Origin of the sequence: Chryseobacterium sp. JV274 (assembly GCF_903969135.1) — a bacterium.
In the GTDB taxonomy this organism is placed as follows: Bacteria; Bacteroidota; Bacteroidia; order Flavobacteriales; family Weeksellaceae; genus Chryseobacterium.
Genome location: NZ_LR824569.1, coordinates 4923802 through 4936176, shown reverse-complemented (window position 1 = coordinate 4936176; position 12375 = coordinate 4923802). Strand labels below are relative to the sequence as shown.

Here is a 12375-nt window from a genome sequence, read left to right as displayed (position 1 = left end):
GCTTTTGGAAAAAATCTGCATGGATTCCTACGGAATCACAAACTGTGTGGATAGGTTTTTAGAATACATTTGCTCAATTAGCAAAATCTATAAGAAAAATTAAATAGGAACGGGCTTTAGCCCGTTTTTTATTTGTCAACAATCCATTGGCTTTAGCCAAAACTTATTTTATACATTATCTAATATCAAAAATCCAACCTGTTAATTAACAGACTGGATTTTTTATTTCAGTTCACTATTTCTTTGAATAATATCTGTCTTTCAGATTCGTAAAATAAGTTTCAGATTCTTTGAATCCATTGTTCTTCATGAATTTGATGACTACATTCAGATACGCTTCTGAAGGGGTAAACTCTGTTCCTATTTTTTCGGAAAGCTTTTTATAATCTTCCTCCAGTAATTTGGGATTTTTGGACAACTGTTTTATATCGGTTCTGAAGCCTTTAAATATAAATTTTAATGCTTCATAATTTCCGGGATAGGAAACGGTTCCATGGGTTTCCCCTTCGAAGAAACTATGCTTATAGTTCAAAGATCCGTTTTTTTCTATGATTCCTTTAAATTCTTCAATGGCCTGGGTCATATCGGAATTCCAGTTTTTCTGCTGTTCTTCATTGTCTGCCTGAGAAACATACAAAGATTTCTTTACCGGAAATTTTTTATTCTTTTCTAAATAGTCTTTTGTTCTTGAAATGGTCACTTTATTATCCCACCATAAACTGGGATCATTCGCCACATAAGCATTGAAATAATCAGGATGTAAAAGGAATGTATTGATGGCAAATAATCCTCCGAAAGAATGCCCAACCAATACAGAATAATCCTGAGTCCGGTAATTTTTATTAATGAATGGTTTCAGCTCTTCCTGCATAAATTTCACAAAATTTTCACCTCCGCCACTGTCTGCAAAAAGGATAACATCTGGATTTACAGGGCTTTTTTTCTGAGCTTTCGTTGGCGTAAGATCTCTTGTTCTTTCTGTATTTTTTATTCCTACCACAATACATTCCGGAATATCTGAATAAGGAGTTCTGGCAATGAAATCCGTTAATCCGGTGTAATATTCAAAATTGATTTCTCCGTCTAGGAGATAGATGACCGGATATTTTGCAGCATTGATGGTATTGTCACTATAGGTTTTAGGCAAATGCACCCAAATTTCTCTGTTTTCGTTTAAAAATTGTGAAAATACATTTTGCTTCTCTCCTATTGTCAGTTTTTCCTGCCCATTCCCTAATGTGAAGAGTAAAAATAATGGGAGGTATAGAATTTTAAACCAATTGCTCATGCTGTAAATCTTTTCTGTGTTGATGAATATTTTTAATTTCTTTATTCTTTTTGGGTGATTTGTTTCTTCTGCCCCACCAGATCAGGAATCCGGTAACCGGAAGACTTGTACAGATAATTCCGATAATAAAGGTGAATATTTTACCGAACATACCACCCCAATATCCCACGTGAAGGTCAAAATTCATATGCTCAATCACTTCATGCATCTGAACTTCTTTGGGATAATCTATCTCATTCCCGGTATATTTATTTGTTTCCATACTTTTCCCATTGACAAGGCTTTTTAAACCAATAAACTGAGCTGCAACCACGTGATAGACTGTTGCTGAATCATTTCTTGGAATACTCATCCTGAGCTGTTTAGCCTCAGGAAATTCCTTGAATTTTTTGTCTACAAAATCAGTATAGGACAACGCTTTTTTCTCAGGATCAAATTTGGGTTCATATTTTTCTGCAATGGTATGGGCATCCACAGCGCCTCCAAAAGCCTGCTGGGTAAGATTTGTCAAAACCTCATAGGCCATAATCAGTCCTGTAATGGTAATAAATACTGCCGGAAGCAATGAATAAAAGCCAAAGACATTATGAAAATCATAGTTTTTCCTGCGCCATTTTGTTCCTGATTTAATTTTAAAAGCTGTTGTTCTTGTTGTTTTGTTCCATTTTTTTGGCCACCATAGAATCAGCCCTCCGATGAGCTGGATAAAAAAAATAATTGAGGCAATTCCGACTACGGTTTTCCCGAACTTTCCTGCAAGCAACTGAGCGTGAATATGTGCAACAACATAAAAAAATTCATAGCTTTTTGTAGAACCGATGACTTTCCCAGTATAAGGATTAAGGTAATGATAGGCAAATACTCCTCTTGGACCACGTCCTTTCTGCTTTGCTTTGTCTGCATTTTTGTCTTTGGGCGGCTTAGTTGCTGATGCTACCCTGAAACTTCGGTCTGCCTCTTTATAAGTATCAAAATAGAATGCTTTTCTATCCGGAACCTGTTGATGAAACTGAACCAGCAATTCTTCGGGAGTCATTTTTTTTGCATTCACCGGAGTCTGGACATATTTGGCGCTTCCGCCGCACAGATCAATGATTTCGTCACAAAAGACAAATACTGTCCCCGAAAGAGTAACCGTCAGCACAATGATCCCGGAAACCAGTCCGAGCCAGAGATGCAGCCATCCGGTGATACTTTTCGTAAGGGATTTCCCTTGCTTTTTTTTAGGATTAGTTTTTTTATTCTCCATATCTGTTTTTGTCATTCAAAAATATAATGGTTGAAAATGCAAAGGCGCAACAGGATTTATAATGGCGTTTGTAAAGTGAAAAGAGTTATTCCTGCTGCCATTTACTTTAGCATATTCGAGGGCACAGAAATATTGGGTTATTATAAATCAAAGCGTTGCACCTTTACGGTTTTCATCCTTCTATTTTCGTTGAGATTATTTTTTGTTTTTAGGTATTAAAATTTAAATGCAAAATTGGCAAGGATTTCTCTTGGCTTCTGTGGCTGTCCGTAGAAGTTCCAATAGGCTTCATTGAGGGCATTATTCATTTTCAGACCGATTCTGTATTTTTTCTTGTCATAGAAAATTGTAGCACCTACGGTAGTATAAGAAGGAGCAAGGAAATGATTGGTAATATTAATATAAGTTTGGTCTACAAAATTAAATCCGGCTCCGAAACCAAGCCCCTCATACGCTCCATCTATAATTTTGTAGCTTGTCCACAGATTGGCTACATGTTTTGGTGTCCAGGCAATTCTTTTTCCGCTGTCTTTACTTCGGTCATCATATTTATTATCGTTATATCCATATCCGGCAACAATATTCCATCCTTTGAGAGGATTGGCGATGATGCCTATTTCCAGACCCTGACTTTTGATATTGCCATCCTGAATACTTCCTATTCCGCCCGGATCTGCAACCAGTCTGTTTTTAACATTAATATTATAATAACTTACGGTCGTCAGTAATTTTTTATGGAAAAGATCTACTTTAAAACCTGTTTCAACCTGATTTCCCTGTTCCGGATCCCATTTTGTCAAAACACCGGTTTCATTCAATGACGGAGCATAGTTTTTGAATCCATTCACATAATTGGCGAAAAATGAGATCTGATCTTTTACAATTTCATAAACCAACCCGAATTTTGGTGAAAACTGGGTCTGGCTGTACCCTGTAACTTTATTTTCAGGATATCCGTTTTTAGTCGAGATCTCAACACCATTTATTACTGTATCGTCATTTTTGTAACTGTCTACTCTTAAACTAGCCATTACAAGTAAATTATCTGTGATATTCAAAACATTGGAGATATATCCGCTAATCGTTCTGAATGTGGTAATATCCGATTCTGTAGATTTTCTCTCTTTATTCATGAATTTGTTTCTTGAAATGGGATCCCATGCTGAAGAACTGTCGAGATTCACTTTGTCATAAGGCATAAAAACGTTGCTGTATCCGTTGGCTTCATAATAAGGGAACTGATATTTTGTTCTTTGCTGGAAATAATCTATTCCTACTACCAGCCGGTTTCTTAAGCCACCTATTTTAAAATCTCCTGTAAAATTCTGCTGTATATTGTCTGTAGTCACTTTGAAGCTGTCGAAAGGGCGGATCATTCTTTCTACCTGATTATTATTCAGATATCTAAGCACTAAAAAGATAGACTCATTTTCATTGGCTTCACCTCTTTGGTAAGATGTTCGCGAGGTCCATTGATCGTTGAATTTATGGGTAACCTCGGCCATCGTCACAAAATTGGTTCTTTTAGAACCAATATCATTGCTTGTAAACGCTCTTTTATAGGCTACTTCTAAGTCTTTCATTGAATGTAAGGTCAGTTTCTCTGAGTTTCTTACATAGGCATTCAATGTTTTATCCGGAGCATGAAATTCGGTATCAAGCGTTACTGATGTTTTGTCGCTTACTTTATATAAAACACTTCCGGAAAAGAACAATCCTTTGTTGTAACCCGCATCCTGAAATGAATCCTGAGAATAGGCTGCCACATTGAATCTTGCCAATGCTGTTTTTTCTTTGTTCAAAGGGGTATTCACATCAGCCGTGATCCTGTTCATTCCCCAGCTTCCGGTGGTATAATTGATAATTCCCCCGAAGTTTTCCTGTGGTTTTTTAGTGACTATATTCACCACTCCGCCATAGTTGGCTAAGGTTCCTCCGAATAAAGTTCCGGACGGTCCTTTAATTACTTCTACTCTTTCGATATTAGCGATTTCGGACTGTACTCTTGGGTTTTGGGTAAGTCCGTTTCTGAAACTGGCATTGGAGCTGAAGCCTCTCATAAAAATATCGTTCCCGCTGTCATTTACACTGTTGCTTACCACAACACCTGGAGCAGAAGCCATCGCAGTGTTGAAGTCCATTGCCCCCATTTCACTGATGATTTCTTTGGGAACAAGGTTGTAAACGGTAGGGTTTTCAAGGTTTTCCAGAGGAAGTCTTGCTATAGATTCAGATTTTTTCGTTCTGTAATTATGGGTTCCCTGGAGTGATACGGACTGGATTTCAGCCACTTTAATGGTATCCGTTTCCTGGGCACTCAGCATTGTTACGGCTAATAGAGCTGCAGAAATAATTGTTTTTTTCATGTTTATAATTAAGTTAGTTCTGCAAAATTATTTTATTTTTATTAATTCTAAATAAAAATATGACGCATATCATAAAATTAACTGCTTTGAAATAGCCCATCAACAAAGGATTTATTGAAATAAGAACTTATATCTGCTATTGATTATCTGCTGTGAAATGGCATTTTAGGTAATAGGATTTAGATTTTTCTTATCTTCTAATCTTATATATTTATGGCATTATTGATTAGAATTTTCCAAAAGGATTTGCCGTGGAAAAATGAGTTTAAGCTCTTTTAAACTTATTTTCCCAACATATAATTTTTATAGAAATGATTCAGGAAATTTAAAATTTATAGAAAAATGAATAACAGTATTCAAGAAACCGTACAGGATTTCCTTCAGCTTCTTTCGGGAAGAAATCTAACAGAGTTAACCAATTTATTTTCTGACACGGTAGATTGGTATATACCTGGAGATGAACAAAAAGCACCATGGCTGGGAGTAAGAAGCAACAAACAGGAAGTATCCGATTTTTTTGAGTTATTATGGAAAAATACAGAACCCGTTTCTGCTAAAATCGACCATATTTTTACTGACCATGAAAATGCTGTTATAACGGGAGAATTTGCAACGAAAATGCTTGCAACCGGTAATATTGCAGAGTCTTTATTCTGTATTCAGATGCGTATTCAAAACAATAAAATTATACGTTACAGATTACTTGAAGACAGCCTGGCTGTTTCAAAATCTTTATCAAAGTTATGAAGTTATCTAACCATTTTATTGATGTAAAATTGAAAGCGAAAGAAAAATCTTTCGCTTTTATGGTGATTTGTAATTATTTACTTTAAAGTATTAAATTATCTTTTCTATATGACAGCAGATGCCATCATCGACATGTAATAGTTGGCACAATGCAGCGCATTAATCAGGACAATCTCTTTATCCGGAAACAATTCAAAGGCGTCAGAAGTTGTAATCTGGTATTCATAATTCAGAGAGGCCCATTTTAAATGCGGTTTTATGATCATAAGCTCCACTCCTTCCTGATCTGTAAGGACAAATGATTCTTTAAAGATACCTCTGTGTTTAAAGAGATAGCCGTTTTTCACGCCCTCAAAATAAGTCTGCACCACAATTTCACCATTCCAGTTCATCCTGAATTTTAAAAGGACTCTTTCATGGTCTTTCAACTCAATAGTGGTTCCCCAGAAACCTTTTGGTTCCACCTGATAGGATTGACCATTTGCAATTTCAATAACAGCATTAAATTTAAACCAGCTTGTATAAGTAAGTTTCCCAATTAATGTCTCTTCTTTTGTGACTTCAAAAGATAAAGAATTGCTTGATTTTGCGTAATATTCTGCCATGGTTATATCTGGATTTGGTGAAGTTTTTATTAGTTTTTAAATAGTAATAACAGCTTGAATTTTAACGCTCTAATTTATAAATAATTCTGCAAAAATAATCTACTTTTAAGATTATACGATAAAAACTATTGTGAATTAATTCTGGGAATGATTTTTATATTGAAAGTTTGCTTTCAAATATACATCTGTACCACATACAATCTATTATTTACTTTCAAACCAGTATTTCCACTTTTCATGACTCACTCCAAATTTTTCCAGCCACCATCTCGCGGGATAACCAACATCATCATTTCTGATAAGTCTGTGCTCTCTTTCCGGATAGGTAACATATTGATCTGCATACCCAAAATGGGTATCATCATGTAAAATTCCGATAATGCCTAGTATTTCCAACAATCCTGAGAACTTTTTATGGTAGTAAATAAAATTTTTATTGCTTTTTTATCCATTCTTCATTGATTGTTAAGTTTTTCATAATAATGATTTAGATCTGCATTCAACATGATTTTTGGATTTTCAAATACTTCATTTGAAAAATAGGTTTTATAGACTGCTGATTGATCAAAATCTTTATAATAAAGTTCTATTTCAGGATTTATCCCATTGTATAATTTATATGTTCCAACGCCGTAAAAATTACTTTCAAACGTTTTATTCTCATACAAAGTTAAAGTGTCTGCTATATGTGGAGCTTCTACACAACAAACTGGATTATCAAAATTCTTGTTAATATACTTTCCATAGATATCCTGTTTCTTTAATGGAAAATTAATATTGATAATAAGCATAACAACTAATATTATTACGAATACTAAAAATGCTTTTTTCATAAAATTGCTCATAATACCATCCTATTCTTCTGAACTACCATAATCTTACTTTTTTCTTTATTCAATTTTGTAAACATAATCATTACGGATAAACTTAATTTTATCTTTCAATTCTGCAGGATAAAATATTGTTCCATCAATCTCAACACTTTTAATCATATATCTCCAACTTCCATTATGGCTTTTGTAAATTTTTGTTGTTGAATTTGGATAAAGCTCAAGAACAATGGAAGAATCTCTGACTTCTATTTTTTCAAGAGACTTTGGATTTTTGATTTTATAAAAAGACCGGGGTGACAGTATTCCATTCTCATAATGAAATGCAAAGCTGCCGGATTCATTATCAATTGCTTTTGAGATCGGATAGCTATAATTGATCTTTATTATTTTTTTGGTCCCGGTCAGATTCTGAATATAAAAATCAGTCAACCAGGAACATCCTGAAAGTACCGCTACGAAAATAAAACTTAAGAATCCTATCATCATTGACTTTACACTCATTGTCTTGAATTTTAGATGGTTTTCGTAAAAATAATCAGATTACTTTAATTGATGAGCTTTTCAGATAAAAAAAATCCCACAAGAAAACTTGCGGGATTTTTTTATTTTACATTGTTTCAATGTTAAAGTACCTATTTTAGAAGTTGCAGCACTAAAATATATCTTCATTACATTCAGTGATTCTGATACCTTCAGCCTGTTAATTTATTCTTATATAATAATTGATCGCCATATTTTTGGGACGGGTTTCTTTTCCTCCGGTAATGGCAATAACTAAAGGAACTGCAGCTTTGTCATAACCACTAACGGTTTGTGAGCCATCAAGATCTCCATCAGCTCCAGATGTATTTCCTGAAACGGCCAGAGGTGTTGCAACTACACCACCGAAACTTTGCTGTACAATTTGATGATTATGTTCCTTAAACTCATCCTGTTGGATACTACCCCGCAGCCTATTATCAGAAGGGTCTTTTTGCTGTGAAGAAACTCCCGGAATGCCATTTCCAGCTTCATTTGAATCAAAGACATTATTTCCGCGCAGGAAAACACCTCTCAAATCCGGAACATTCGTCAAGTTTTGGCCAGCACGTGCCAATCCACAGGTACTATCAATTATTCTTCCGTCACAAGGTGCCCATTTTGAATATTTGCTATTCCAGTTCTTATCAGGGTTTGACAAATTATTTTGGGTTACTTCCTGAAATTCTACCCAATTTAAATATGAGCAAAGTACTGTACCTACGGGAAAATCCTTGTTAAAACCATTAGGAAGTCCATTTAATAAACAGTTTACAGGTCCTTTATCTGTGTCTAAGAAAAAGAAAATATCTTTTGACGGATCGCTTCTTTTAAAAGTAATTGAATTATCATCGTCAAGAATACCTCCTTTATGAAAGCTTTTACTTATTTCTATTCCATTGGTTATTTTATAGTCTTCAACTACAGGACTTGGATCCGTACTTGATATTTTGTTATAAAAAATATAAATGGTTATCCCTTCATCTCCCTCCTGGACTACTGTTGATAATCCTTTTTTATTATTTTGAACTTCTAAACATTTCAGATATCCTTCAATTATATCTTTGTTTGGTGTATGCAGACTAAATGAATCAAAAAAAGATTGTGAAACCATAATCGTTTCCAGTGATTTAATTTTCTCTTGAAAACTATTAATTTCATCATCGGAAGCGCCAAAATTTAAGACATTCTTCACCATAGATGTAGGATCAATTGCTTCAAAGCCAAATGAAAATTTTCGAGCTTTAAAATCTTCTTTGAATTTTTCAGATTCATAATATTTCTTCAGGTCGTAAAGAAAATCACCTGTTTTTACGACATTCAGGGTGGTATAAATTCCACCTTCCAAAAGTTTTGCACATTGAATGGGTTCCATTTGTATTGTTTTTTGAGGTTAGTTACTAAATTTTGATATACAACAAGAATTGTATTGTCAAAGTGTCATTTGTTATGACTCATCAAAAGTACTTTATACGGAATCATGCGTCAATTACCCTTTTGTGGTATTTATATTAAGGACACAAAAAACCCCGCAAGTTTTCTTGCGGGGTATATGGTATGTATTTTTACTCGAAATTACATCGTCTCCATTTTGAAGCTCATGCTTTCGATTACTTTTAAGATTGCTTCTACAGTATCCATTGAAGTTAAACAAGGAACACCATTTTCTACGCTCATTCTTCTGATCTGGAATCCGTCTCTTTCTGCCTGCTTACCTTTTGTAGTGGTATTCACAACATACTGAACTTTTCCTTTCTGAATAAGATCGATAAGGTTTACACTTTCTTCTCCTATTTTGTATCCTATTTTGCAAGGAATTCCCTTTTCTCCGAAGAATTTTGCAGTACCTTCTGTAGCCCAGATTCTGAATCCTACTTCATGGAATCTTGCTGCAAGAGCTGCTGCCTCATCTTTGTGCTTATCTGCTACTGTGAAAAGGATAGAACCGTGCATAGGAACTTTTCTTCCTGCTGCTACCAATCCTTTGTACAATGCTTTTTCAAGGGTTGTATCTTTCCCCATAACCTCTCCTGTAGACTTCATTTCAGGGCCTAAAGAGATGTCAACTTTCGTTAGTTTAGAGAAAGAAAATACCGGTACTTTTACAAATACGCCTTCTTTGTTTGGAACCAATCCGTTTTTGTATCCTAAATCTTTCAGTTTTTGTCCTAAGATTGCCTTTGTTGCAAGGTTAGCCATTGGAACTTCTGTGATTTTAGATAAGAAAGGAACTGTTCTTGAAGAACGAGGATTTACTTCGATTACATATACATTTCCTTCAAAAAGAACGTATTGGATATTCATTAATCCGATCACCTTTAATCCTTTTGCCAGCCTTTCTGTATAATCTACCAAAGTATCGATTTCGTTCTGAGAGATATTCTGTGGTGGATATACCGCAATAGAGTCTCCGGAGTGAACTCCCGCTCTTTCGATATGTTCCATAATTCCCGGAATCACTACTGTTTCACCGTCACAGATGGCATCTACTTCAATCTCCTTTCCTACCATGTACTTGTCAACCAAAACAGGGTGCTCAGGGCTCGCCTCTACAGCGTTCTCCATATAGTGAGCCAGTTCTGCTTCTGCGTATACAATTTCCATTGCTCTACCTCCAAGAACGTAGCTTGGACGTACCAATACCGGATAGCCGATCTCGTTAGCAATTTCTATAGCTTCTTCTTTTGAGGTAGAAGTTCTTCCTTTTGGCTGAGGAATTCCCATCTCCTGAAGTGCTTTTTCAAATTTATCTCTGTTTTCAGCTCTGTCAAGGTCTTCCAGTGAAGTTCCTAAAATCTGTACTCCGTGAGATGCTAATTTATCTGCAAGGTTAATCGCGGTTTGTCCTCCGAACTGTACAACTACTCCTTTAGGTTTTTCAAGGTCGATGATGTTCATTACATCTTCTTCTGTAAGTGGCTCGAAGTATAGTTTATCAGAGATGGAGAAGTCTGTAGAAACTGTTTCAGGGTTGTTGTTGATGATAATCGCTTCGTAACCCATTTCTTTGATCGCCCATACTGAGTGAACCGTAGCGTAATCAAACTCAACTCCCTGTCCGATTCTGATAGGTCCGGAACCTAGTACGATGATCTTTTCTTTATCTGAAACAACACTTTCGTTCTCTTCTTCGTAAGTTCCGTAGAAATAAGGTGTTTCACTTTCAAACTCAGCAGCACAAGTGTCTACCATTTTGAAAACCGGCATTATTCCGTTTTCTTTTCTGAAATTGAAAACCTCACGTTCTTTTACATCCCAAAGAACCGCGATATTGATATCTGCAAAACCTAATTTCTTAGCTTCAATTAATGTTTCTTTATCAAATTTATTGGCAGCAATTACTTTTTCGAAGTCAACCAGCTTTTTCAGTTTCCAGATGAAGAATTTATCAATTTTACTCCATTCTACAATCTGTTCCCAGTCGTATCCTCTTCTTAAAGCATCTCCGATGATGAATAATCTCTCATCATCACATACTCTGATTCTTCTTTCAATTTCCTCAGCAGTAAGTGCTTCCGCTTGTTTTGTTTTTAATCCTAAATGCTTGATTCCTGTTTCTAATGAACGGATCGCTTTCTGTAAAGATTCTTCAAGGTTTCTTCCGATCGCCATTACTTCACCAGTTGCTTTCATCTGAGTAGAAAGTCTTCTGTCTGCAGTTTCAAATTTATCGAATGGGAATCTTGGGAATTTGGTTACCACATAATCCAGTGCGGGCTCAAAACATGCGTATGTTTTTCCAGTTACCGGGTTCATGATTTCATCCAGCGTTAATCCTACTGCAATTTTTGCTGCGATCTTTGCAATCGGGTATCCTGTTGCTTTACTTGCTAAAGCTGATGAGCGGGAAACTCTTGGGTTTACCTCGATGATATAATATTCGAATGAATCCGGATCTAAAGCTAACTGTACGTTACATCCTCCTTCAATTCCTAACGCTCTGATGATTTTTAATGAAGCATTTCTCAGTAACTGATACTCTCTGTCTGAAAGGGTCTGAGAAGGTGCTACTACGATAGAATCTCCTGTGTGAACTCCTACCGGGTCAATATTTTCCATGTTACAAACCACAATGGCGTTGTCGTTTGCATCACGCATTACTTCGTATTCTATTTCTTTGAAACCAGCGATTGATTTTTCAATCAAACATTGTGTAACCGGACTATGCTTTAATCCTAATTCGGCAATTTCTTTCAATTCTACCTCATTGGAAGCAATACCTCCTCCTGTTCCTCCCATTGTAAAGGCAGGGCGAACAATTACAGGATACCCGATTTCGTCTGCGAAAGCAAGTGCTCCTTCTACCGTATTAACGATATCAGATTCCGGAACCGGCTCATTCAATTCTCTCATCAACTCACGGAAAAGGTCTCTGTCTTCTGCTCTGTTGATTGCAGAAAGTGTAGTACCCAATACTTCCACTTTGCATTCTTCAAGAATTCCTGATTTTTCCAGTTCTACCGCCATATTCAGACCTGTCTGTCCTCCAAGCGTTGGTAATAATGCATCCGGACGTTCTTTTCTGATGATGTGGCTTACAAACTGTAATGAAATCGGTTCGATATATACTTTATCAGCGATTTCCACATCTGTCATGATTGTTGCAGGATTCGAGTTGATCAAAATCACCTTATAGCCTTCTTCTTTCAAAGACAGGCAAGCCTGCGTTCCTGCGTAATCAAATTCAGCTGCCTGACCAATGATGATAGGTCCTGAACCGATTACTAAAATTGTTTTTATATCTGTACGTTTTGCCATTTTTCTTTTT

Annotated in this window: 10 protein-coding genes; 1 reads left to right on the top strand and 9 read right to left on the bottom strand. The window is 35.9% G+C overall.

Going from position 1 to position 12375, the window contains the following annotated elements:
* Window positions 1–235: 235 nt before the first annotated feature.
* The 3 genes from CHRYMOREF3P_RS22710 to CHRYMOREF3P_RS22700 form a co-directional block, all read right to left on the bottom strand.
* Window positions 236–1288: an alpha/beta hydrolase gene (locus CHRYMOREF3P_RS22710; RefSeq protein ID WP_180565579.1), complete on the bottom strand. Its 1053-nt coding sequence runs from the start codon at window positions 1286–1288 to the stop codon at window positions 236–238.
* Entirely contained in the window at window positions 1272–2537 is a 1266-nt protein-coding gene (locus CHRYMOREF3P_RS22705; protein WP_180565578.1) for a PepSY-associated TM helix domain-containing protein, read from the bottom strand. Before CHRYMOREF3P_RS22705 ends, CHRYMOREF3P_RS22710 begins: the two co-directional genes overlap by 17 nt.
* 215 nt (window positions 2538–2752) lie before the next feature.
* Complete coding sequence (locus tag CHRYMOREF3P_RS22700; protein ID WP_077414860.1) at window positions 2753–4903, bottom strand: TonB-dependent siderophore receptor; 2151 nt, start codon at window positions 4901–4903, stop codon at window positions 2753–2755.
* Window positions 4904–5245: 342 nt separating this feature from the next.
* Here CHRYMOREF3P_RS22700 and CHRYMOREF3P_RS22695 point away from each other — a divergent pair, with 342 nt between their 5' ends.
* Window positions 5246–5650, top strand: a complete 405-nt coding sequence (locus tag CHRYMOREF3P_RS22695; protein ID WP_180565577.1) for a nuclear transport factor 2 family protein — start codon at window positions 5246–5248, stop codon at window positions 5648–5650.
* A gap of 104 nt (window positions 5651–5754) precedes the next feature.
* Here the strand turns inward: CHRYMOREF3P_RS22695 and CHRYMOREF3P_RS22690 are convergent, their stop codons facing one another.
* From CHRYMOREF3P_RS22690 to carB, 6 genes are all read right to left on the bottom strand, one after another.
* Window positions 5755–6255: a hypothetical protein gene (locus tag CHRYMOREF3P_RS22690; RefSeq protein WP_077414864.1), complete on the bottom strand. Its 501-nt coding sequence runs from the start codon at window positions 6253–6255 to the stop codon at window positions 5755–5757.
* 204 nt (window positions 6256–6459) lie between these two features.
* Entirely contained in the window at window positions 6460–6654 is a 195-nt protein-coding gene (locus CHRYMOREF3P_RS22685) for a hypothetical protein (protein WP_198424146.1), read from the bottom strand.
* Between the two features lie 56 nt (window positions 6655–6710).
* Window positions 6711–7088: a hypothetical protein gene (locus tag CHRYMOREF3P_RS22680; RefSeq protein ID WP_139348484.1), complete on the bottom strand. Its 378-nt coding sequence runs from the start codon at window positions 7086–7088 to the stop codon at window positions 6711–6713.
* A gap of 57 nt (window positions 7089–7145) precedes the next feature.
* On the bottom strand, window positions 7146–7589 hold the full coding sequence (locus tag CHRYMOREF3P_RS22675; protein WP_077414868.1) for a hypothetical protein: 444 nt from the start codon (window positions 7587–7589) through the stop codon (window positions 7146–7148).
* Window positions 7590–7788: 199 nt separating this feature from the next.
* Window positions 7789–8982, bottom strand: coding sequence for a hypothetical protein (locus CHRYMOREF3P_RS22670; protein WP_077414870.1), 1194 nt, complete (start codon window positions 8980–8982; stop codon window positions 7789–7791).
* Window positions 8983–9182: 200 nt separating this feature from the next.
* Window positions 9183–12365 (bottom strand): carbamoyl-phosphate synthase large subunit, encoded by a 3183-nt coding sequence (carB, locus tag CHRYMOREF3P_RS22665; protein ID WP_180565576.1) that lies wholly within the window; start codon window positions 12363–12365, stop codon window positions 9183–9185.
* Window positions 12366–12375 lie beyond the last annotated feature (10 nt).

Coding starts and splice junctions, on each gene's coding strand:
- carB (WP_180565576.1), bottom strand. CDS start 12,365: ATGGCAAAACGTACAGATATAAAAACAATTTTAGTAATCGGTTCAGGA.
- CHRYMOREF3P_RS22680 (WP_139348484.1), bottom strand. CDS start 7,088: ATGAAAAAAGCATTTTTAGTATTCGTAATAATATTAGTTGTTATGCTT.
- CHRYMOREF3P_RS22695 (WP_180565577.1), top strand. CDS start 5,246: ATGAATAACAGTATTCAAGAAACCGTACAGGATTTCCTTCAGCTTCTT.
- CHRYMOREF3P_RS22690 (WP_077414864.1), bottom strand. CDS start 6,255: ATGGCAGAATATTACGCAAAATCAAGCAATTCTTTATCTTTTGAAGTC.
- CHRYMOREF3P_RS22670 (WP_077414870.1), bottom strand. CDS start 8,982: ATGGAACCCATTCAATGTGCAAAACTTTTGGAAGGTGGAATTTATACC.
- CHRYMOREF3P_RS22700 (WP_077414860.1), bottom strand. CDS start 4,903: ATGAAAAAAACAATTATTTCTGCAGCTCTATTAGCCGTAACAATGCTG.
- CHRYMOREF3P_RS22705 (WP_180565578.1), bottom strand. CDS start 2,537: ATGGAGAATAAAAAAACTAATCCTAAAAAAAAGCAAGGGAAATCCCTT.
- CHRYMOREF3P_RS22675 (WP_077414868.1), bottom strand. CDS start 7,589: ATGAGTGTAAAGTCAATGATGATAGGATTCTTAAGTTTTATTTTCGTA.
- CHRYMOREF3P_RS22710 (WP_180565579.1), bottom strand. CDS start 1,288: ATGAGCAATTGGTTTAAAATTCTATACCTCCCATTATTTTTACTCTTC.